The 21,725-nt window shown below is 70.7% G+C and carries 15 protein-coding genes; 1 reads left to right on the forward strand and 14 read right to left on the reverse strand.

Annotation, left to right across the window (positions count from 1 at the left end; genetic code table 11):
* Positions 1 to 68: 68 nt before the first annotated feature.
* Entirely contained in the window at positions 69 to 671 is a 603-nt protein-coding gene (locus VG276_25185) for a hypothetical protein (protein HEV8652587.1), read from the reverse strand.
* Positions 672 to 676: 5 nt separating this feature from the next.
* On the reverse strand, positions 677 to 1,825 hold the full coding sequence (locus tag VG276_25190; GenBank protein ID HEV8652588.1) for a hypothetical protein: 1,149 nt from the start codon (positions 1,823 to 1,825) through the stop codon (positions 677 to 679).
* Positions 1,826 to 2,120: 295 nt separating this feature from the next.
* On the opposite strand from VG276_25190, the gene VG276_25195 reads away from it, so the two are divergent.
* Complete coding sequence (locus VG276_25195) at positions 2,121 to 3,329, forward strand: glycosyltransferase (protein HEV8652589.1); 1,209 nt, start codon at positions 2,121 to 2,123, stop codon at positions 3,327 to 3,329.
* On the opposite strand, the gene VG276_25200 is transcribed toward VG276_25195, so the two are convergent.
* The 12 genes from VG276_25200 to VG276_25255 form a co-directional block, all read right to left on the reverse strand.
* Positions 3,310 to 4,377 carry a GNAT family N-acetyltransferase gene (locus VG276_25200; protein ID HEV8652590.1) on the reverse strand — a complete coding sequence of 356 codons (1,068 nt, stop codon included), beginning with the start codon at positions 4,375 to 4,377 and terminating at the stop codon, positions 3,310 to 3,312. The genes VG276_25195 and VG276_25200 overlap by 20 nt on opposite strands.
* Entirely contained in the window at positions 4,374 to 5,315 is a 942-nt protein-coding gene (locus VG276_25205) for a polysaccharide deacetylase family protein (GenBank protein HEV8652591.1), read from the reverse strand. The genes VG276_25200 and VG276_25205 overlap by 4 nt, the downstream gene beginning before the upstream one ends.
* Positions 5,308 to 6,351 (reverse strand): GNAT family N-acetyltransferase, encoded by a 1,044-nt coding sequence (locus VG276_25210; GenBank protein HEV8652592.1) that lies wholly within the window; start codon positions 6,349 to 6,351, stop codon positions 5,308 to 5,310. The genes VG276_25205 and VG276_25210 overlap by 8 nt, the downstream gene beginning before the upstream one ends.
* Before the next feature lie 145 nt (positions 6,352 to 6,496).
* On the reverse strand, positions 6,497 to 7,366 hold the full coding sequence (locus VG276_25215; GenBank protein ID HEV8652593.1) for a cupin domain-containing protein: 870 nt from the start codon (positions 7,364 to 7,366) through the stop codon (positions 6,497 to 6,499).
* Positions 7,367 to 8,275: 909 nt separating this feature from the next.
* Complete coding sequence (locus tag VG276_25220) at positions 8,276 to 10,039, reverse strand: DNRLRE domain-containing protein (GenBank protein ID HEV8652594.1); 1,764 nt, start codon at positions 10,037 to 10,039, stop codon at positions 8,276 to 8,278.
* A gap of 168 nt (positions 10,040 to 10,207) precedes the next feature.
* Positions 10,208 to 11,518, reverse strand: a complete 1,311-nt coding sequence (locus VG276_25225) for a glycosyltransferase family 4 protein (GenBank protein HEV8652595.1) — start codon at positions 11,516 to 11,518, stop codon at positions 10,208 to 10,210.
* The gene (locus VG276_25230) at positions 11,502 to 12,815 is read right to left on the reverse strand and encodes a UDP-glucose/GDP-mannose dehydrogenase family protein (protein HEV8652596.1); all 1,314 of its coding nucleotides are present in this window, start codon (positions 12,813 to 12,815) and stop codon (positions 11,502 to 11,504) included. The genes VG276_25225 and VG276_25230 overlap by 17 nt, the downstream gene beginning before the upstream one ends.
* Positions 12,816 to 12,824: 9 nt before the next feature.
* Entirely contained in the window at positions 12,825 to 14,885 is a 2,061-nt protein-coding gene (locus tag VG276_25235; GenBank protein ID HEV8652597.1) for an alginate lyase family protein, read from the reverse strand.
* Positions 14,882 to 17,116, reverse strand: coding sequence for a bi-domain-containing oxidoreductase (locus tag VG276_25240; protein HEV8652598.1), 2,235 nt, complete (start codon positions 17,114 to 17,116; stop codon positions 14,882 to 14,884). The genes VG276_25235 and VG276_25240 overlap by 4 nt, the downstream gene beginning before the upstream one ends.
* Before the next feature lie 43 nt (positions 17,117 to 17,159).
* Positions 17,160 to 19,061: an asparagine synthase (glutamine-hydrolyzing) gene (gene asnB, locus VG276_25245; protein ID HEV8652599.1), complete on the reverse strand. Its 1,902-nt coding sequence runs from the start codon at positions 19,059 to 19,061 to the stop codon at positions 17,160 to 17,162.
* 19 nt (positions 19,062 to 19,080) lie between these two features.
* A complete protein-coding gene (locus VG276_25250) occupies positions 19,081 to 20,631 on the reverse strand; it encodes a sugar transferase (GenBank protein HEV8652600.1) in 1,551 nt (516 codons plus the stop codon).
* 578 nt (positions 20,632 to 21,209) lie between these two features.
* Positions 21,210 to 21,635, reverse strand: a complete 426-nt coding sequence (locus tag VG276_25255) for a helix-turn-helix domain-containing protein (GenBank protein HEV8652601.1) — start codon at positions 21,633 to 21,635, stop codon at positions 21,210 to 21,212.
* Positions 21,636 to 21,725 lie beyond the last annotated feature (90 nt).

The following is a 21,725-nucleotide window of genomic DNA, read 5'->3' on the forward strand; positions in this document are numbered from 1 at the left end:
GCCATCCACACCGTGGCAGTCCAACCCGAGCCTGCTCGCGTTGGAGACCAGGAAGTTCTGGACGAGCCTCAACCGGTGCCCCCGCTGCGGCCGGCTGGCCGGTGGGCGATGATGCTGACCGCCGGCGCGAATGTCGCCAGCAGATGAACCCGGAGCAGGAGCCTGCCGAGCATCTCGAGCAGGCGGATCCACACGCCTCCGCGATGCCGTTCCAGCGCCCGCCGCACGACGGTCGGGTCATCGAGCGGCACGATCCACTTCGACATGGCGAAACTTGGCCAGTGCCAGTGCAACGCCACGTTGTCGAACCCGTGCAGGCGGAGCGTGGCCCGGTGCGCCCGGGCCCGGCGCAGCCGCCCACCGATGCGCCCGCGTACCGAGAAGGCCCCTTGCAGCTCGAGGTAGAGCCAGCCGCCGGGACGCAGGAGCGGTATGAGCCCGACCAGCTCGGCCCGGGTCGGCGCAGCCAGCACGATGACGTCGCACGTCGCCTCGGCCGACGTCGTCCCGGCTCGGTCGACGGTGCGCACGGGGCCAGCCGCGGCATCGAGCGCCTGCAGCAACGCCGCATCGAGTCTGCCGGCACACCCCACTCGACCCAGCTCAGGACTGGGGAGCAGGAAGCGCCAGTCCAGCCGGCGGGCGGCGTCCAGCGAAAGGTGTCGGTCCACGGTCTTCACCGCCGGGGAGCCTGGCCCCGGGCTCCCCGCGGGGAGTAGCAGTCCCAGACTATCGCCGTCACCGTCCGGCGCACCTGTTCGGGATCCCTGCTTGCATCCACGACATGCCATCCTGCGAACTGGCGGGCCAGATCGAGGTACTGACGACGGCGCTCAGCCAACCACGCGAGCGTGTGCTCGCTCTTCCGCTGGGCGGCGACCTCGGCCGGCACGTCCAGCAGCACCACGACGTCCACGGCCGGAAGGGCATGGCGCAGCACCCAGTGGCTGGTCCTGGTCCGGAGACTGGCATGGCCGGGAGGAGGGAGCAGCACGTCGAGCACGTACCGGTCCAGGACCACGAGCCGCCCTCGGGTCTTGTGGTAGGCGACGGCGGCCGACCGGCTCCACAACCGCAGCAGGCGCAGCGTCAGCCCCAACCCGGGCACGTGCTGGGAGGCCCCGAAGCTGCTCGCCGGGTAGGGACCCATGTACAGGGAGCGGGTGGGGACGGGGAACGAGTCCCGCAGCCCCTTGGCCAGCGTGGATTTGCCGGCCCCGTCCAGTCCGAGGAGGGTGACGCTGATGCCAGGACGGCCTCCGGTCGTCGTCCCGCGGTGACGGCGGGCGCGTCGAAGCAGGATGCTGCTCGACGCCGCGACGAGATGTCGCCGCAGCCAGCGCGCTCGGAGCTGGCGGCCCAGCGTCGCGAGGACGGGCCATTCCGCCCTTCGGACATGACCGAGGATCCGGGCTGGGCTCCAGCCGGACGGCAGGTACGGCGCGATCACCCCGGCGATCGGCCCACCACCGTCGGCCTCGACGACGAGCTCGAGCAGCCGCTCCGCGTCCTGCGGCGGTACGCTCCGGCGGTCGAGCAGACGGTGGAGCAGGAGGTACCAGAACGCGTCGTCGGGAGCGAGCAGGTAGACCGCTCCGACCCGCCGGCGCCGGGTCAGGCAGCCTGCGGCCGCTACCGTCGGGAGGCTCTGGGACGGGAAGGACAGTTCGGAGACGAGGCTCAGCATGGACCAACTGTCCTCGCGCGGCTCGTATGCCAGGAAGTGCCGCGCCCGGTCACGTCCGGTGGGCATGGCGGCGTAGCCCAGGGACGAGAGCGCGGAGCGGGCGCGGCGCAGATGTGGAGGGGACACGAGCAGCGCCATGGCATGCTCGGATTGGCACGGGTCCCGCTCCCCACCGAGGAGGCACCAATCCACCGCTGCGTCGTCGAGGGCGCGCAACGCCGCCTCGGCCAGCGGACCGGGGCGCGACGCGGTCGCGAAGCTCTTTGCATGGCTGTCGGACATATCCTAGACTGCACCCTACCATGCGGCGCGGCGCAGGTTCGTCCCTAGGTTCGTCCCATGGTGATCGGGGGGGTCGTAACCTCTCTACTGGTCCGGACCGGTCCAACGGCAATTAGCTGCAGCTCTCTTTTCCAGGCGAGAGGGTATATTGATGCGTGTTCTGTTGTGTGCGCTCGAAGCGCCTCTTCCCCCGCTCAACAACGGGCAGCGGCTCGTGGTCGGAGCCTTGCTGCGGCACTTGCGCGAGCGGCACGACGTGCGTGTCCTCGCCTACCGCGCCTCCGATCAAGTTGTCGAACGCGACGGGACGCCGATGCGGTTGTTGTCGCACCCCGTTCCCACCTCACCATTCCCTCGACGCCTCAGCCGGGCTGCCGCGTTCGCCTCTGGCATGCTGCACGACCGTCCGCAGCGAGTGGACGCCCTTTCGGAACGGTTGCGCCGGCCCCTCCAGGAAGAGCTGGAACGGTTCCAGCCCGACGTCGTCCACGTCTGCTGGGGGATGCTCGCCCCATTGGGGCGGGATCTCGCCGGCCGGGCGACCGTCCTCGGTCTCCTGAACGCCTGGCATCTCGACATGGAGGCACAGGCGGAGGCTGCCACCGGTCTCTACCGGCGTCTCTACCATGGCGTGGTCCAACGCGTCCGCCGCTTCGAAGCCACCGAGTACCGCTCGTTCGGTCGTGTCGTCGTCGTCACGCAGGAGGATTGTGACGCAATTGTTGCCCTGGATCCAAAGGTTCGGGCGGCGGTCATCCCAAACGGGGTCGACATTGAGTTCTACGGCGCGGCGGTCCCGACCGTTCGTGACCCCGATCGGATCGTGTTCCACGGCGTGATGGATTATCCGCCGAATATCAATGCCGCGGAGTTCCTGGCCAGGCAGGTGATGCCCCGGGTCCGCGCCATCCGCCCGCAGGCGAAGCTCGCCCTCGTCGGTCGGGCGCCAACCGCCAGGATCCGGGCTCTGGCGCGTCAACCCGGCGTCGAGGTCACGGGAGAGGTGCCGGATCTCCGGCCTTGGCTGCAAGGCAGCAGGGTTGGCATCTGCCCGATGCTGATCGGGACGGGCATCAAGAACAAGCTGCTCGAGGCGATGGCAAGCGGCCTCCCCTGCGTCGCCACGACGCTGTCGGTCCGGGGCCTGCAGGCCGCCGACGGGCGGGAGCTGTTCGTCGCCGACGACGCGGAAGCGCTCGCGGCCCACCTCGTGCGCCTGCTCGACGACGATGCCCTGGCCGCCTCGATCGGAGCCGCCGGCCGGGCCTACGTCCGCGCGCACCATGGCTGGGACCGTGCCGTGCAGAGTTACGAAGCGGTGTACCAGGAAGTACGGGCGGCTACACCAGCTTCCACCTGAATCGCCCGATGCGGCTCTTGACGTACGGGTAGGCGAAGCTGGCCGCGGACAGCGCGGTCCGCGCGACCACCCCTCGGGTGAGCGCGATGGTCTCCACCCCGGCGTCCTCGTCCGCGAACCTGTACTTGTAGGCGTCACGGCCGTGCAGGAACCGGTACTCGGCCACGCCGTCCTCGAACGCCTGGCGGATGGAGTGAACCAGGAGGACGAACCCGACCGATCGGTGATCCCAGACCGGATCCCGACCAGCCTGGTAGTAGCACTCCGCGTCAGCGAACCGCAGACCGTACCAAGCCGCCACCGTCTGGCCGTCGAGGTCGAGCAGCCACAGTCGGAGCCACCCCCGGTCCAGCGCGGTCGCGGCGAACGCCCGGTGGAAGGCCGCCCGGGGGATGAAGCCCGAGCTGCCATTCGACCACCGGAGGCTGTGAAGATGGAACAGCGTGTCGAGGGCGGCCGGGAGCGCCTCCGGGTCCTGGACGAGCCGGAACGCCACGTCATGATGGCGCGCCAGGTTCCGCTCCCGGCGCCCCACCTGCTGGCGGAAGTTCGAACTTCTCCGGGCGAGGAAAGCGCTCCAGCCGCCATCCGGATTACGGAGCAGCGGGCTGCCGTCCCGTGCGAGGATCTTCCCGCCCAGCGCGGCGGTCCACGACGCGTTCCCGGGAAGGTTGTCGGCGACGAAGATCTCCCATCGCATCCGTGCCAGGGCCTGCTGCGTGGCTCGGGCCACCGAGGGGAGGTCTTCGGGAGCATGGATGGGTCCGAGCTGGTCGCCGGCTCCGTGGCCGATGAAGCGCAGGATGCGCAGTGGACCCGACGACCATCGGTAGAACGGGAGGATGCCGACGAGGGTACCGTCACCCGCGCGGCAGGTCGTGACCAGTGGGCGATGGCCGCCACCGAAATGACGCCACCAGGTCGAAGCCCATTCATAGGTGGCGAAGACGTTGCGGCTCCGTAGGGCCAGTGGCGTCCACTCGTCTTGCAGGGTCTCGAGCTCCTCCACCTCGAGCCGGACAGGAGCCGGGGACGCTTCCGGCCTCATCCCAGGGTCTCCACCAGCCGTTGTCGCGTGACCCGGACCAGCTTCCCGGTGACACGACGCACGGCCGCCTGCCAGACCCTCTCGTCGGGAGCAAGCACCACACGACGGCCCTCATGAGCCGGCGTGGAGCTGTTGTTCAACCCTGGGCGCACCGTGAGGGAATGCGTATACCCGGCACGCTCGGCGGCCAGCAGCGTGCCGGCATCGTAGTCGCCTCGGGCTCCGTTCGGGTAGGCCAGTAACCGCACGCGGACATCGAGCTCGCGCTCCAGCAGTTGCCTGGACGCCGCCAGGTCCTCCACCTGGCGATCGACCTCCTCCCGGCTCAAGATCGAGTGGTACATCGAGTGTGAGCCCACCGAGAAGCCTCGCCGCACGAGCTCCCGGGCCCCTGCCCAATCAAGGAAGAGGCGGTCGGAATCGAACGTTCCCTCGGGTGCGAGCAGCTCGCAGAGCTCGGCCACCATCCGGTCGCGGTCGGCGCGGTCGAGCTGCTTCAACCGCTCGGCGACCAACCGGCGGGAGCGACGTCCGGGCTCGGCGCCGGTGCGCAGCGCCATTCCGCTCCACTCCACCACTGTGCGGCTGCTGCGGGCGAACGCCCATCCTAGAACCTCCCACCACGGCCGTACCTCCTGGGACAGGATGCCTGGGACCAGGAAGAACGTCGCCGGGAGGCCGAGACGCTCTAGGAGCGGGACGCCGAGGTCGAGGTTGTCCCGGTAGCCGTCGTCGAAGGTGAGCGCGACCGCGCGAGGCGGTAATGGCCGTCCTGCATGCAGGTCATCCAGGCTGGAGTCGAGCGGCACCACGTTGGCGACGCGGTGGAGCCATCGAAGCTGGCGCGCGAACCCGCGCGAGCCCGCGCCCGGCTGGCAGGGGTACTCCCATGTCCTGTCGACGGCGTGCCAGGCGAGTACGAGCAGCCGGTCAGCCATCGCTCGTCCTGTTCTCCGACCGATGTGCGAGCAACGCCAGCGTCCGCTTGGCCACCGGGCGTCCGTACGCGAACGCGAGCCAGTGGGCGTACCCCATCGACATCGACGGCGCGAACGCCTGGAAGCGGACGAGATCCTCGGTGGTCTTCGTGAAGGTCAGCTTGTACATCTCGTCTCCTCCGAGGAGCGCCAAGCGCCTGATCTGCGAGGAGAATGCATGCCTGAACAGCGTCTCCAGCAGCACCATGCCAGGGGAGAAGTCCCGGAACCCGGGATTGTATCCTCCCTTCAACATGTAGAGGACGTTGCCCTCCTCGATCAGATATTGGGCCGCAAGGGGGCGACCGTCGAGCCGCAGGAAGGCGATCCGGAGCCAGCCCCGTGCCGCGGCCCATTTGGCGACCTCGCGGTAGAAGGATTGCGTCTCAGGCCGGGACAGGATCGCGCTGCCCTTGGCCCCCTTCCACCCGGATGCCTCGACCCGGAAGAACTCTTCGACCGATTCCTCCATGCGCTCGCCGTCTTTTTCGATATCGAGCTCGAGCCGGCCCTTATGCTCGAGCCGTTGACGGCAGCGACGGAGCTGCCTGCGACGGTTCCTGCTCAGACGTTGCTGCGCGTAGTCGTCCCACGTGCCTTCGACGACAACGTAGGGCGACCGCTCCAGGGTCCATTCGAGGATCCGATAGCCCACCTGGGCGGCTGCGGCACGACATGGCGCGAGCTCATCCGTGTCGACGAAGCCCAGGGAGACCTGCACCGGCCGGTCCCTGAAGAGCGCAGCGGCCAGCCCGAAGGCGGCGGCCTCGTCCTCGGCGAGGATACCGAACTGGTTCGAATGCCAGTTGCTCGTCGACCAGACGCGTCTGCGCCTCCGGTGGAGGGGGATCACCGCTGCGAGACGGGCTGCCCGCCGAAGGGTGATGATCTCGAGGCGGCCGGTGCCAAAGGCACGCCACCACGCGTCGATCCAGCCTGGCCGCAGGAAGGGGGTGGCACCTAGCCGGTCGGCGAGCGCGTCCCACTCCACGGCCACGGGTGCAATGGATCCGTGCACCTCGAGCCGGAACGGCTCGAGGTCCTGACCAGGAGGCCGAGCGGTCGTTCCGCTCGGCTGTGTGCCGGTTGCTGTCGAGTGGTTGCGACCCGGCAATTGCGACGGCAGCTTCCTCCCCCGCCGTTCAGACACGTTGGTTGAGCTCTGCCTTCCTGCCGGCGACACGCCCTCGGAGCCGGTTGTAGGAGGCCACCACGGCCGATTTCGCCAGGTCAGCCGTTCGGGAGCGGCCGGACGGTCGGGTCTGCTGGATGTGGAGCCGGCGGCGCATGTTCGAATTGAACACGTGCACGTTCTCGGCGCGCTCGCTGGCCCTGGTGCGGAAGGTGATCGAGAGTGACACTGAGACCGCCGGGCCGTTCTTGACGAAGTGCGGCGCGAACGAGGGGACATAGGTCCCGTCGCCGGGATCCATGTCGAAGCCCTGCACCTCGACCGGCATGCCTTCCAGGTTGCGGTGGCCGCCGTCGTAGTACCGATCCAGCTCCCGCTGCCGCTCGGCATCGTCCGGGAAGCGTCCTACGTTCATCGATTTGGTGCCGCGGATCTGCAGCAGGAAGTTGTGTTCAGGATCGAAATGGACCGGCGTTGTCGCATTCGGGGCGGACAGAAACAGGAACGCCTGGCGGTTTCGCATGCCGCCCTCGCGCCTGCCGACAAAGTGCTCGGCCTCGTCGAGAATCGCGTCGAGCAGCGCCTTGTACTCATGGGCCTGTTCGATGTTCCACAGCACCATCCAGCAACCGTTGGTCTCGATTCCGCGCACGGTGTCGGATGGAGGGCCCTCCACCTCGGGCGCCCCGCCCGGCATGACGAGCGGCAGGTCTGCCTGGTGTCGCTCGATGGCCGCGTAGGGCAGCCGGTCGGCCAGAGCGGCAATGGCATCGGGCGCAAGGAGCGGGTGGTTCACAAGGGAGTGGCGCACCGCGAAGGGACGGCGCGTGAACGCTTCGGCGAATCTGTGGGGGTCGAGCTGCAACAAGGTATCGGTCACGTTCCTCGCTCCTTTCAACTCCAGATCGGACCTCGCCGTCAGATGTTTTGCCAGATGACAGGACGCTCCAGACGACCCTCACCGAGGACATCTCGACAGCGAAACGGATTGCCCTACGAGCCCGGTGGCCTGCACGCAGCAACGGACCAAGGCCCACGTCGCAACGTCCAGCGTGAACACCCCCCCTGTCACCTCCGCTCGTCCGTGCCGGGCACCGATGGCGTTGCCAATGCCACGGCCTCGAACGCTCCGCCCCAGCAAGAAGGCCTGTTCGCGGCGGTGTCGGGCATCAGGACCAGCATGATACCCCTCGACCCGGCAGAACCGGGCGGTCTCCGTAGAAACGGTATGGGACAGGCCGGTGGGCTGCAAGTACCGATAACTACACAGACAGGCAACACAACAGACACCCATGAGCTGAGATGTCAAGCTGCGGCTTGCTCGGTGTGCTTGGCCCGGCGATCGCTTCGTCGTAGAGGGTGCGGCTGGCAAAGACAGCCGTGGCTGCTTGGTGCGGCCGGTGTCGGGACGCGCCGGGCAGCAGCGCGCCCGTGCACCGCTCCCAGGCCCGGCGTTTGGGTGCCGCTGGCCCGGCAGCTGGGTCGCGGTCGGGCCGATGGTGTCGGCCTTGGCCCGGACCAGGTAGTCGCGTGGGGTGACGTGGTCACCGGCGAGCGCGGTGGTGACCTTGGTCGGCGAACCGCTCGGGCCAGCCGTGGCGAGCGGGTGGGTGAAGGCGACCAGCTCCTGGCACGAGGTGGCGCCCAGCGCATCGCGGGTCGGTCAGGTTTGCAGCAACCGCAGCATGGTGGGCGCCGAGGCCGTCCCCGGCGACCTGCAGCGCGGCCGGGAACGTGGACACAGGTCCTGGCGGAGCCGGTTTAGTCTATTGCTTGATTTAATAGCTAGCTAGAACGGAGCTACCACGCGGAACTGGCCCAGTGGAACGCTCGCCAGCGACGGCCAGTCGGCATCGGTGCCCCAATACCCTCCGGCAAATGGGTTGCCGGTAGCCGGAGTGTTGTCCTTGACGTCCTCCTGATAGATGGTCAAGGCATGCACGGGACTCGTGTCCATCAGGATGATCCCGTACTTCTGTGCGGTCTTGCAGTAAGCCCGCACACCCCGTACAGAGATGGCCTCACAGTTGAAGGAAGGATTCAGTTGGAGCCGGGAGCCCTGCGGTATCGCGCTGGGACTGGTATCAGGACCGTCACTGCTGGTGGCTGGGCTCACCCACCGCCCTTTGGCGCCGTACATCGATGACCCCTGCAGCGCGTGACCATAGGTTCCGTCGGTGTCCAGGTGCGTGGCGTCGTAGGCACGGAGCAACCCGGCAAGAGAGCTGGTGCTGGCGCCGGTCGGTGCTTTTTCGCCATTGATGCCCGGGGCCCCATCACTGGCAGTCGTCAAAGACTCGATGACCCCGTAACCCTGGTACCCCCACTTGGTGCAGTCGAGTCCGGCGACGTCGGCCCCCCAGATGTCGTAGACGAGTTTCGTGCTCGCGTCGATCACGATGTACTTGTGGTCGGAGCTCGCCCCCGGTCCCTCGGCCTCATGCGAGCCCGGCGGGATCGGTACCTGCTTGCCGCTGATAGGACCACAATGTGAACCCCAGGTGTAGCGCGGCGTGCTGGCATCTGCGTAGAACACCGGAGCTCCAAACCGTCCCCAGGCTCCAGAGGTTACGTTGTAGTGGCCTCCGCTGGACAAGCGCTGGATCATGCCGGCCGAGTTGGGGGCAAGTGTGGCATTGGCGGGGATGGCGCGGTTCCAGGCCGAGGATGCCGGGAACGGGCGCTCAGGGGTTCCGTACGTAAGCGTGCTCGTCGGTGCCGGCGCACTCGTGGTGCTCGTCGGTGCCGGCGCACTCGTGGTGCTCATCGGTGCCGGCGCACTCGTCGTACTCGTCGTTGTCGGTGTACTCGTCGTTCTCGGCGTGCTCGTCGGTGACGATGGGAGTGTCGTGGTGGCGGCCGTCGTGGTCGTGGCCCGACTCGAGGTCGTGGCCGCGACCGTCTCCACGACCAGCTGGGGGGCGGTCAGACCGGTCTCCCGACTCGCATACAGGCCGGCGGACCTGTCGTCGGCGGTCAGCACGAAGTCGATCACGCCGTCGCCGTGGACCAGCGCGGTGACGTCGACGCTCGTCCAACTGTCGCGCGCAACAGGACCCGAGGTGGCCACAACCGGTCCGGGCGTCGGTGCAGTGGCATAGGTGATCTTGTCCTCGGTCCAGTCCTTGCCCGCGACCGTGCGAACGGCGTAGCCGGTCCGGCTCGCGGTCTCCGCGTAGAGCCGCAGCCTGGCTGCGGTGACCGCGCCGGCGAGCTGTGCGACGGCGAAGCGCAGGTAGCTGCGCTCAGACCTCGGGAAGGCGTCGGTACGCAACGCAGGGGTGCTGCTGAAGTTGCGGTCTGGCCTTGCCTGGCTCACGTAGGCGTCGGCGGCCGGGGTGAAGCGGAACGTCGCACGGGTCGCCGTCGCGTGCGGAAGCGACGCGAGCACACCGGCCAGGACAGCCGAGCACGCCAAGACCACGGCGACCCGTAGGTGCGTGCGCTGGCTCGGGTGCGCTCGGCGATGCCGCCCGCGGCGCCGGGCGTGCAGCCCTGTGCGCACCGTCGAGGCGGGATGGCTGGCGTGGCGGCCACGATACTGTCCGGCCATGGCGTATCCTCACTGGCCCCGGCGGCACGAGGACATGGGGACAGCCGCCGGAAGCAGGCTTGGGGTCGGTCTTGGGGGAGAGGCCGACACATATGGCAGGCTTTTATCACCACTTGCCACTTCGAGCAACCTGGCCGCGAGACCTCCGCGAGGACAGTCGCCGTCCGCTCAGCGCCCCCGACCCTCAAACCCACCCGGGCCGCGGCCTTCCTCCAGCTCGCTCAGGGGGGTGCTCGACGACCGCCTCCGTGTGGTCGAGGAGCCAGCCAGCAGGCGGTCGTAGGCGGCCAGCAGCACGGGCGCGGAGTACTCCCAGGCCAGCTCGGTGCGGACCCGGTGCTGGCCGGCCGCGCCCATCTCCTGCCGGCGGGCCGGGTCGTCGAGCAGCGCGTCGATCTGCTTGGCCAGGTCGCGCTCGGAGTTGGCCTCGGCGTAGACGGCCGCCGACCGGGCGGAGACGCGGGTCTCGGTCAGGTCGTAGGCCACGACCGGCAGGCCGAAGAACATGTACTCCATGATCTTGTTCATGGTCGACTTGTCCGACCAGTCGTTCCTGGGGTCGGGATCGACTCCGAGGTCGGCGGTTGACAGCACGCGGCACAGCTCCTCGTCGCTGACCCGGCCGGTGAACGTGCACAGGTCGGCGACGCCGGTCTCCTCCGCGTAGGCCTTGATCGCGGGCTGGTGCGGGCCGCCCCCGACCAGCACACAGTGGACGTCGTCGCGGCCGAGCTCGTCGCGCAGCAGCTTCACGGCGCGCACGAGGTGGTCGACGCCGTCCTGCTTGCAGATCTCCCCGAGGTAGGCGAGCAGGTGGCGCTTGCCGTTGCGCCAGGCCGGGTCGGGTGGGAACACGGTGAGCCGGCCGAGGTCGGGGCCGGAGCGCACGACGTACACGTCGCCGGGCGCCACCCCTCCACGCTCCTCGGCGATCCGCTTGTGGCTCTCGTTGGTGGTGATGACGAGGTCGGCCGTGCGGAAGGTCATCCGCTCGAGGAACCTGAGCCCGGCGAGGGCGGGGCCGCCCGAGCCCCCGAACTTCGCCTGGTACATCTCGGGCGAGAGGTCGTGGTGGTCGAACAGGAACCGCTTGCCGAGGCGCTTCCAGAGCCAGCCGAGCGGCCAGTAGGTCTCCGGCGGGTTGCAGACGTGGAGGACGTCGAAGCCGCGGCCGCGCAGCGCGACCCGTACCGTCTTCATGGCCGTGCGCAGGAAGCACCAGGCGAACTCGGTGACGAAGCCGAGCGCGCCCTGGGCGTCGACGGGCAGCCGGTAGCGGTAGACGTGGACGTCCTCGAGCACCTCGAACGACTCGTCGAAGCCCTTGGCCTTGGGGCAGATCACGCTGACCTGCCAGCCCGCCCGGGCCAGGGTGGTGGCCTCCAGCCAGACCCGCCGGTCGAAGGGGACGGGCAGGTTCTGCACCACGATGCAGGCGCGACGCGGCCGGCCCGCCTTCGGCCTACCAGCAGATGCCATCGTAGCCATCCCTGCCGTCCGGCTCGTCGACGATCCGGACCAGGTCGACGACCCGCTGGCCGGCCCGGACGCGCTCCAGGGCCGCGCGGAACGCCGTGTCGGCGGTGCCGACCACCACCGTCTGGGCGTGGTCGAGGAGCTCGTCGACCGTGGCCACCATCAGGTTCGAGATGTGGGGGATCTGGTTGAGGATGTAGTCGCGGTTGGCGCCCACCAGCTTGGCGAGGTTGACGTTGCCGTCGTAGACCCGGAGGTCGTAGCCCTTGCCGAGCAGACGCTCGACCAGGTCGACCATGGGGCTCTCGCGGAGGTCGTCGGTGCCGGCCTTGAAGGAGAGGCCGAGCACGCCGATCCTGCGGTGGTCGGCGTCGACGACGAGCTGGAACGCCCGCTCGAGCTGCTGCCGGTTGCTGGGCAGGACCGCGTTCAGCAGCGGCAGGTCGAGGTCGAGGCTGCGGCCCTCGTAGGCGAGCGCGCGGACGTCCTTGGGCAGGCAGGAGCCGCCAAAGGCGAACCCGGGCTTCAGGTACGCCGACGACAGGTTCAGCTTCTGGTCGGCGCAGAACACGTCCATGACGCGCCGCCCGTCGAGCCCCTGGGCCTTGGCCAGGCTGCCGATCTCGTTGGCGAACGCGACCTTGAGCGCGTGCCAGGCGTTGTCGGCGTACTTCACCATCTCCGCGAGCCGCACCTCGGTCTGGATCGTGGGCGCCTCGGGCCGCTCGGCGACGGGGGTGAGCAGGCGCCGGCTGCGCTCGTCGGAGGCGCCGATCACCACCTTCGGGGGATGGTGGAAGTCGTGCACGGCGCTGCCCTCGCGGAGGAACTCCGGGTTCGTGCAGACCCCGAAGTCGCGGCCGGCCCGCTTGCCCGAGGCGCGCTCCAGGATGGGCACGAGCACCTCCTGGGTCGTGCCCGGCAGCACGGTCGAGCGCAGGACGACGACGAAGAAGCCGTCCCGCTCGCGCAGGGCGGCGCCGATGTCCTGGCCGACCCGGCGGAGGTGGGTGAGGTCGAGGCTGCCGTTGGCCTGGCTCGGCGTGCCGACGCAGACGAAGCCGAGCTCGGTGTCGCGCACCGCCTCGGGGCAGGCGACGGTCGCGCGCAGGCGACCGGCTGCCACACCGGCCCCGACCAGCTCGGTGAGGCCCTCCTCGATGACCGGGGACTGCCCCCGGTTGAGCAGGCCCACCTTGACCGGCTGGGGATCCACGCCGGTGACGTCGTGGCCGTCGCCGGCCAGGCAGGCGGCCGACACCGCGCCGACGTACCCCAGCCCGAACACGCTGATCCTCATGGCGAGCCCCTACGGACGGCCGGGTTGCTGGAAGGACGCACGTCGCACCCCTGATGGCTCGTGTGATGGTTGGTGAGGCCGGGCAGGGTCGAGCTGCACGACGGTGAGCAGGGGCCGGCCGTGGCCGCTGCGCCCGGCGCCGAGCAGCGTCACGGTCGGCACGCGGACGTCGAACGCCGGCGAGTACCAGCCGGCGGGCGGGTCGGTCCGCCCTTCGAGACGCTCCCAGGCCAGTGCTTCCGGGAGTGCGACGGTGGCGGTCCCTTCCTCGTCCCCGGCAGGCCAGGCCAGCTCGGCGAGGCTGCCGCGCAGCGTGCAGGCGACGCCGGGGCCGAGGTGGAGTGCGAGGCGGCAGTCGTGCTCGCCCAGGGTGTCGAGCCGGTCTTCGATCACCAGGCGGCGCTCCTCGCGGAGCAGACGGATCGTGCGACGGTGCACGGCGGCCGGGCGGAGCCGGTCGTAGCCGTGGTGGGCGGCCCGCACCTCGGCGACCGGGCCGCCGTCGAGCCCCTGGGCGTGCTCCAGCTCGCTGCGCGCGTGGCGGGTCCACAGGAACGGGCCGCCCGAGACCGACTGGTCGGCCTGGCCGACCTCGAGGGTGTTGTGGCCGGCGGTGGAGCGGAAGTACGCGCGCCACCCTGGCTCGCCGTGGTAGCAGTAGGTCCCGGGGTCGGCCAGGACCTCCGCCCCGCCGACCCGCAGCTCCACCGCGAGCGCGTCGGCGTGGGCGTGGGCCGCGATGCCGAGGTACCCGTGCGGGCCGTGGTCGACCCGGCACCAGATCTCCTCGAGCCCGTGCCCGTCACGCAGCAGCGTCGTGCCCGCGTCGGGGAACAGCGACGGCCGCCGCCCCGGGCGGGGGCCGCCCACGGGCAGGGGTGCCCGCGCCAGGCCGGTCCACAGGGGCGTGCGCGCGTCCTCCCGCGGCACGGGCGGCCACCAGTCCAGCGGGCCGAACAGGACCGCCCCGGTCGCCAGCAGGGACGCCCAGCGCTGGAAGCCGGGCGCGTCGAGCAGCAGGCCCCATCCCTCGTCGTCGTCGCCCTGGCGGGGCGGGCGCAGGCGCACGTCCACCACCGCGGCGAGCGCGTCGACCATGCGCCGCAGGGCGTCCCAGACCTCGCCGCCGAGCGGGTGCCCGGCCGTCTCGCCTTCGAGCGCGGCGGCCAGGCCCAGCTCGAGCACGAACCCGTGGTAGGCGGTTGCCAGCTCCCGGTTGAGGCCGTCGGGGAAGGTCTGGCGGGGCAGCTCCCGGCGCAGTGTGGCCGCCGCGTGCTCGCGCCAGCCGGGCGACTCCGGGAACCAGGGGAAGGCGCAGGCCGCCGCGAACTGCCCGGCCGCCTCGGCGAGCACGTGGTTGTTGGCCGACGAGCCGCGGCTCGGCAGCGTGGCCAGGTACTGCTGGTGGTGGTGGAGCTGGCGCAGGAAGGCCGGGTCGCCCTCGAACAGCGGGGCGGCACCGTCCCACCCGTCGAGCAGCCGCCTGGCCCAGGTCCAGGAGACGAGCCGCACCCCGACCTCGATCGCGCTCGTCCAGTGGATGCCGGAGAGGAACGGGTTGGCCGCCCACCAGGAGCGGAGCTGCCTGGCGGCCGCCCGGGCGTAGCGTTCGTCGCCCGTCAGCCTGAAGGCGGCAGCGAGCAGCGTGACGTGCTGGTGGCGGGACGGCTCCCACACGTACTTGACGTTGCCGGCCGCTGCCTCGTCGCGGTGGTCGACGTCGAAGCAGTAGGCGTCGCTCGGCGCCCGCCGGCCGGTGCGCGGGTCGGCGAACCAGTCCGCCTCGGCAGCGTCCCAGACCCGGTCGAAGACCGGCCAGCGGCCGGCGAGCAGCTGGCCGGCCGCCTCGACCACGCGGACTCGCGCGCCCGCGGGCACACCCTCGGCCGCCGCAGGGACCAGCGGGGTGGCGAACGGCGGGACCGCCCCAGGCACGGGCAGCGGGTCGGCCTGGCCCTGGCGCACCTGGCGCCGGCGCCAGCGCCGCTTCACCAGCTCGTCGCGTGCGCGCCCGACGATCTCCCCGGGCGACATGCGTGCCAGCCGCCGCGCGTACCACACGGGGTTCATCCGGCCGGGACGCCTTCCCGCTCCGTCGGTGCGGCCCCGGTGCCGCCCGGGGCCGCCGGCGCCACCGGCTCGGCGCGGCCACTGGCCACGCTGCGGCTGGCCGCGAAGGTGGTCCGGGTGGTGGCCACGAGCGACGCCAGCTCGATCGGCATGGGCAGGCCCTCGGCCACGGCGCGGACGAAGGCGTCCATCTCCTGCCGCTGGCCCTTGTCGATCCCCGACCGCGACCGCTTCGCCTGGCGCTTGCCGCCCCGCCAGTGCTCGGACCGCTGGAAGTTGTGGAGCTTGGCCACCTGGCCCTGGCCGAAGACCTGCACGACCTCCTTGGGATAGCGGCCGTCGCCCCGGGTGAGGTAGGAGATCGTCGCCACCGACCCGTCGGCGTACCTGATCGTGCTCACGGTGTCGTCGGGGTCGCCCGGGGTGCTGGCCGCGAACACCTCGACCGGCTCGCTGCCGATCCACCACGACGCGGTGTCGACGAAGTGGCAGCCCTCGCCGACCAGGCGGGCGCCCTCCTCGGGGCGGGCGTACCAGCTCCCGGCGGCGAGCGGCCCGGCGTTCACGTCGTAGCGGAGGTGGACCGGTCCGGTACGCGCCCCCCAGGACTGCTTGAGCTGGGTGAGCAGCGGCGCGAAGCGGCGGTTGAACCCGACCGTCAGCCGGTCGTTGCCGGTCTCGGCGACCACGGCCAGGATCTCGTCGAGCTGCTCGGGCGTGACCGCCAGGGGCTTCTCGACGAACACCGCCTTGCCGGCCCGCAGCGCCTCGCAGACCATCCGGGCGTGGGCGTGGTGGCGGGTGGCGATGAGCACTGCGGTGACGTCGGCGGCGGCCAGCAGGCCCTGGTAGTCGGTGGAGACCCGCTCGAAGCCGAAGCGGCGCCTGGCGTTGGCCGCCGACAGGGCCGTGGCCGTGGCCACCTCGACCAGCCGGACGTCGTCGCGCCCCCGCAGGTGCGGCAGCAGCATCGAGGTGGCGTAGCTGCCCGCCCCGACCACGCCGAGCCGCACCTCCGGCTGGGCGGGTGCCTGGTCGACCCGGGCGCGGGGCTGCGGCAACGCGGCCCTCCCCTCCAGCCGGTGCGCCAGGGGTGCGTCGGCCGGGTACTGGAACAGGATGCCGACGCCGCGCTGCTCGCCGGCCAGGATGCGCTCGTAGGCGCCGACCGCGTCGGTGAACGGCAGCACCGCCGACACCAGCGGCCCGAGGTCGACCCGGCCGCCGTCGAGCAGGTCGAGGAAGCAGGCCAGGTTGCGCCGCTCGGTCCACCTCACGTAGCCGATCGGGTAGTCGACGCCCTGCTCCTCGTAGACCGGGTCGTAGCGGCCGGGCCCGTAGGAGCGCGAGAAGCGGACGTCCAGCTCCTTCTCGTAGTAGTCCTTCCAGGGCAGGTCGAGCCGGCACCTGCCGATGTCCACCACCCGGGCGCGGTCCCTGGCCAGCTCGGCGGCCAGCTCGACGGGCTGGTTGGTGTCGCCCCCGGCGGTGAGGAAGACGTGGTCGGCGCCGGCCCCGTCGGTCAGCTCGGCCAGCTTCGCCACCACCGCCTGGAGCGAGGCGCCCTCGGGGGCGCCGCAGGCGGTGACGCCCATCCGCTCGGCCAGCCGGCAGCGCTCCACCGACGGGTCGAGCCCGAGCACGCCGACGCCGGCGGCCCGGAGGATCTGCACCAGCAGCTGGCCGACCAGCCCGAGGCCGACAACCAGCGCGGTCTCGCCCAGCCCGGCCTCGGACTGCCGGTAGCCCTGCATGGCGATGGCGCCGACGGTGGTGAACGCGGCGTGCTCGCCCTTGACCCCGTCGGGCACGGCCACGCAGAGGTTGCGCGGGACCCAGTTGTACTCGGCGTGCAGCGCGTAGAGGTTGCCGGCGCAGGCGACCAGCTGGCCGACCGAGAGCCCCTCGACCCCGGCGCCGACCTCGACGACCTCGCCGCAGAGCGAGTAGCCGAGCGGCGTCCAGGCGTCGAGCTGGGTGGTGACCTTCCGGTAGGTGGCGGCCAGCCCCTGCTGGGAGACCGCCTGCACGACCTTCCTGACCTGGTCGGGCCTGGCCCGGGCCTTGCCGACCAGCGACAGCTTGCTCTCGCTGATCTTCATCATCTCGGTGCCCACGGAGATGAGGGAGTACTGCGAGCGGACCAGCACGCCTCCCGGCCGGCAGGTGGGCGCGGGCACGTCCACCAGCGACAGCTCGCCCGACTTGTAGTTCTGCACGATCTGCTTCATGCGCCACCACTGCTCACGGTCGGTCGCCCTGGGACGGGACGGGTCACTGGGACTGCTGGCGGTGCCAGAGCTCGAGGGTCAGGAGCTGCCAGATCTCCTTGGACCGGTCCGCGACGCCCGAGCGGTCGTCGTCGATCAGGGCGCGCACGGCGGTCTTGTCGAGCATCCCGGAGGTGACCAGGTTCCCGCCGGCCACCAGGTCCTCGACCATGTCCTGCAGGTCGCGGCGGATCCAGGCCCGCAGCGGCGCGCTGAACAGGCCCTTGGGACGGTAGACGATCTCGCGGGGCAGCCAGGGCTCGGCGGCCTGCTTGAGGATGGCCTTGCGCTCGGTGCGGACGATCTTGGCCGCTCCCGGGATCGCGAACGCCGCGGCGACCACGTCCTTGTCGACGTAGGGCACTCGCACCTCGGTCGAGACCGCCATGCTGACCCGGTCGGTGTAGGCCAGGTTCAGGCCGGGCAGGAACATCCGGGTGTCGGTGTAGCACATGCGGTTGACCTGGTCGTGGTCGGGACCTTCGGCATAGACGGCCGCGTGCTCGGCCACGAGCCGGTCCACGTGGGGCCACAGCTCGGGGTCGAGCAGCTCGTGGAACTCGGCCACGTCGTAATGGGTGTAGCTGCGCCGGAACGCGGCCTCCTCGGGGAGGCCGGCGAACGCCACGAACCGCTTGGCGAAGCGCACGGAGCGGTAGCCGCGCCGCCGGCTGGCCACCGGGAGCCGGTGCACGACCGGTTCGATCAGCCCGTTGCGCAGGATCCCGGGCAGGCGGCGGTACCTGGAGGCGAGCAGGCCCGCGTAGTGCTTGCGGTAGCCGCCGAACAGCTCGTCGGCGCCCATGCCGGAGAGCAGCACCTTGACCCCGGCCTCCCGGGCGGCCTGGCAGATCAGGAAGGCGTTGATCGCGGCGGCGTCGCCGATCGGCTCGTCGAGGGTGTGCACCATCCGGGGGAGCAGGTCGGCGACGTCGGGCGCCAGCTCGACCTCGTGGAGCCGGATGCCGTGCCTGCCGGCCAGCTTGCGGGCATAGGCGAGGTCGTCGGGCATCGCCTCGAAGCGCTGGTCCTCGGCCCGGAACGAGATCGTGTAGCTGTCGATGTCGCGGTTGTGGCGCGCCGCGAGCACAGTGAGCAGGCTCGAGTCGAGCCCGCCCGACAGGAACGTCGAGATCGGCACGTCGGCGACCAGGTGGGCGGCGACCGACTCCTCGAGCACGGTCCGCAGCGCGTGGACGTCGACCTCGCGCTCGGGCGGCGCGGTCAGCGCCGTGCGCGGGTCCCAGTAGCGCCGCAGGCGGTGCGACCCGTCCGGGGCCACCTCGAGCCAGGAGCCGGGAGGGAGCTTGGCAACGCCCCGGTAGACGCAGTGCTCCTCCGGTACCCAGTAGTACATCAGCGAGGCGACGAGCGCGCACGGGTCGACCTCGGGGCGCTCGCCCAGGACCGGCCGCAGGGCCTTCAGCTCCGAGCCGAACGCGACCCCTGAGTCCAGCAGCGCGTAGAACAGGGGCTTGATGCCGAAGTGGTCGCGGGCGAGGACGAGCGCGCCGGTCCGCTCGTCGTAGAGCGCGAACGCGAACATGCCACGGACGCGGTCGAGGCAGCCCGGGCCCCAGTGCCGCCACGCCTCGAGCAGCACCTCGGTGTCCGAGCTGGTCCGGAAACGGGCACCGGCCGCCGCCAGCTCGCGCCGAAGCGCCTGGTAGTTGTAGATCTCGCCGTTGAACACCAGGACGAGCCCGTCCTTGGCGAACGGCTGGTTGGCCGCCTCGGACAGGTCGATGATGGACAGGCGCCGGTGACCGAGCCAGACGTGACGGCCGTCCTCGTCGTGGGTCCAGGAGCCCTCGGCGTCCGGCCCCCGGTGCGCGATCGCCCGTGACATCGCGGCCAGCTGCCCGGCCGTGGCGGGCACGTTGTAGACCCCCGCTATCCCGCACATGGCAGCGCTCCGAACCTGGTCAAAAGGCACCACTGCGGCCCAGGACCGCGCTGAAGGTCTTGACCAGGATGTAGAGGTCCAGCGTGAGGGACCAGTTCTCGATGTAGAACAGGTCCAGCCGCAGGGCCTCCTCCGGGGTCACCCGGCTGCGGCCCTTGATCTGCCACCAGCCGGTCACCCCGGCCGGCACCTCCTGGCGGGGGCTGAGCAGCTCGAGGTTGGCGGCCACCTGGTCGGCCGGGAGCGGCCGGGGCCCGACGATGCTCATCTCGCCCTTGAGGACGTTCCAGAACTGGGGTAGCTCGTCGAGGCTGGCGCGGCGGATGAACGCCCCGACCCTGGTGAGCCGCGGGTCGGCGTCGAGCTTGAAGAACGGCTTGGTGGTGTCGGCGTCGACGTCCACGCCGGTCCGCATGGAGCGGAACTTGTGCATCAGGAAGACGCGGCCCCCCTTGGTCACCCGTTCCTGGTGGAAGAGGACCGGGCCGCGCGAGGTGAGGCGGATCGCGGCGGCGATCAGCCCCCACAGGGGGAAGCTCACCACCAGCGCGGCCGACGCAGCGAGGATGTCGAAAGCGCGCTTCATCGCGGCCTGCCGGCCGCTGAGCAGGACGGGCCGCATCGCGAGCGCCACGGCCGGGCCGACCGTCTGCAGCGACAGCCGCGAGGTGAGAGTCTGGGGCAGGTTCGACGAGACCCGCACCTCGACGCCCTCCAGGCGCGCGGCCTGGGCGACCCGGGACATGTCGTCGACGGTGACGGCGGTCGAGGCGACGAACAGGCAGTCCGCGGCGTGCTCGCGGATCAGCAGGCGGAGGTCGCCGATCTCGCCGAGCACGGGCAGGGAGTTGGCCGAGAGCGTCGGGGCGGAGGCCAGCACGTAGCCGAGCGGCGTGTAGCCGGACTCCGGGTCACGCAGGATCTCCACCAGGCGTCCCGCCTCCGGGGTGCCCCCGACGACCAGCGTGCGGAAGCGGAGGCGGCCGGCCCGCCGCTGGTGCCACAGGTACGCCCGCCAGCCACGCCGCACCACGAGCTCGAGGGCGAGCGCGAGCACCCAGGCCAGCGCCACCCAGGAGCGGGAGAACGACGACTTCGACCAGTAGCTCGCCATCACCAGCAGGACGATCCCGAGGCTGGTGGCGCCGATGGTGCGGCGGAGCTCCTCGTGGCCGGAGAGGTGCTGGGGCCGGTACAGGTCGAAGGCGTGGAAGACCCCGACCCAGAGGAGCGGGGCGAGCACCACGACGGCGGTCTCCCCAGCCGGCATGGGCCGCACCGGCCACGGGTAGCGGAGGTAGTACGACACCACCAGCGCGGCCACCACGCAGAGCGCGTCGGAGACGGCCAGGCCGAGGCTGATCCGCCGGTAACGGCGGAGCGTCCCGCTGTCGCGGGCGAGGGACAGTGCCGCCGCTCCCCTCGGCTCCCCCGGGGCGGTCTCGCCGGCCCAGACGAGCGTGAGGTCCTCGCTGGCGACGGGCGCACCCGACCGGGGCGGCTCGTGGGACCCGTTGGCGGCGGTGGTCTGGGCGTGGGTCGCGGCGGTCTGGAGGTGCCTACGAGCCACGGCTGGCTGTCCGCTTCATGATGATCATCCCCCTCGATGGACCGGTGCTCCTGCCAACAGCGCCAGGCACAAGGCGGCCTGACAGCGCCAGGCGCCAGGCGGGGCGCGCGGACTCGTCAACGGGTTGGACGATCCACCTCTGGTCTCGCCCAGCCCGAAGCGGCCAGTGGCCGGTCGGCGGGCGACGGCGAAGCGGTCGTGTGCCGGCTCGGGCTGCCTGCACGCAGCCGCCAAGCCATGACCGTACGTCGCGATGTCCAGCGTGAAGCCCCCCCTGTCGCACCTCCGCCCGTCGTCACCATGGCGTGCGAGCACGCCACAGCTTCGAGGCTGAACCCTCCTCCTCCCCCAAGAAGGTCTGTTCGCGGCGGTGTCAAGGCGTCAAGGACCGGCGTGACACCCCACCGGACCGGCAGAACCGACCGGTGCCCGTCAAAACCTATGTGACGTGCCGTCTGGTCGCAAGTCCTAATTTTTCTACGCATCCAGGTGAACAGCCAGCAACGTCGTGGAAACGAGGGTGTTCGCAACGCAGGCGTAAAGGTGAGAAATACCAACTTCCGGGCAGAATCCGGCGGCTAGACGTAGTGCAGGTCATCCGCCTCGTGGTCGGCGACCATGCGGGCGCAGGTGGGGCAGTACCAGCGTGCCTCCATCGCCGTGCCGCACTCCGCGTGGCGGAGCGCCTCGCCGTCCCCGGCTCGCTGGGCGCCCCATTGGGCGAGCAGGCGCAGGGCGCCGGCCAGCTCGAGCCCGGACGCGCTGAGTTCGTAGGCGAACCGGGGCGGCCGCCTGGAATAGAGCCGGCTCACCACGACCGCCTCGCGCTCGAGATGCTTCAGCCGCTGCGACAGCACGTTCGGGGCGATGCCTGGGAGCTCCTCCTGCAGGTCGTTGAAGCGCCGGGTCCCACCCAGCAGCGCCTGCACGATCAGCAGCGTCCAGCGGTCGCCCACCCGGGCGACCGCCTCGTCCAGGGGCGAAGGCTCTTGGGTCCGCGGCATGGGGCCATCGTACGGGCCGTGGCCTACCTCTTGCACTCCTCGCTTGCAGCTAGTAACTTGCAATCCACTAGTGACTTCAGGTGAAGGGAG

Source organism: Actinomycetes bacterium, from assembly GCA_036000965.1.
Classification (GTDB): Bacteria; Actinomycetota; CALGFH01; order CALGFH01; family CALGFH01; genus DASYUT01.

Bases quoted from the DNA above. Each gene is read 5' to 3' on its own strand.
- VG276_25190 (HEV8652588.1), bottom strand. From the start codon at position 1,825: ATGGCGCTGCTCGTGTCCCCTCCACATCTGCGCCGCGCCCGCTCCGCG.
- VG276_25195 (HEV8652589.1), top strand. From the start codon at position 2,121: ATGCGTGTTCTGTTGTGTGCGCTCGAAGCGCCTCTTCCCCCGCTCAAC.
- VG276_25200 (HEV8652590.1), bottom strand. From the start codon at position 4,377: ATGAGGCCGGAAGCGTCCCCGGCTCCTGTCCGGCTCGAGGTGGAGGAG.
- VG276_25205 (HEV8652591.1), bottom strand. From the start codon at position 5,315: ATGGCTGACCGGCTGCTCGTACTCGCCTGGCACGCCGTCGACAGGACA.
- VG276_25220 (HEV8652594.1), bottom strand. From the start codon at position 10,039: ATGGCCGGACAGTATCGTGGCCGCCACGCCAGCCATCCCGCCTCGACG.
- VG276_25225 (HEV8652595.1), bottom strand. From the start codon at position 11,518: ATGGCATCTGCTGGTAGGCCGAAGGCGGGCCGGCCGCGTCGCGCCTGC.
- VG276_25230 (HEV8652596.1), bottom strand. From the start codon at position 12,815: ATGAGGATCAGCGTGTTCGGGCTGGGGTACGTCGGCGCGGTGTCGGCC.
- VG276_25235 (HEV8652597.1), bottom strand. From the start codon at position 14,885: ATGAACCCCGTGTGGTACGCGCGGCGGCTGGCACGCATGTCGCCCGGG.
- VG276_25240 (HEV8652598.1), bottom strand. From the start codon at position 17,116: ATGAAGCAGATCGTGCAGAACTACAAGTCGGGCGAGCTGTCGCTGGTG.
- asnB (HEV8652599.1), bottom strand. From the start codon at position 19,061: ATGTGCGGGATAGCGGGGGTCTACAACGTGCCCGCCACGGCCGGGCAG.
- VG276_25255 (HEV8652601.1), bottom strand. From the start codon at position 21,635: ATGCCGCGGACCCAAGAGCCTTCGCCCCTGGACGAGGCGGTCGCCCGG.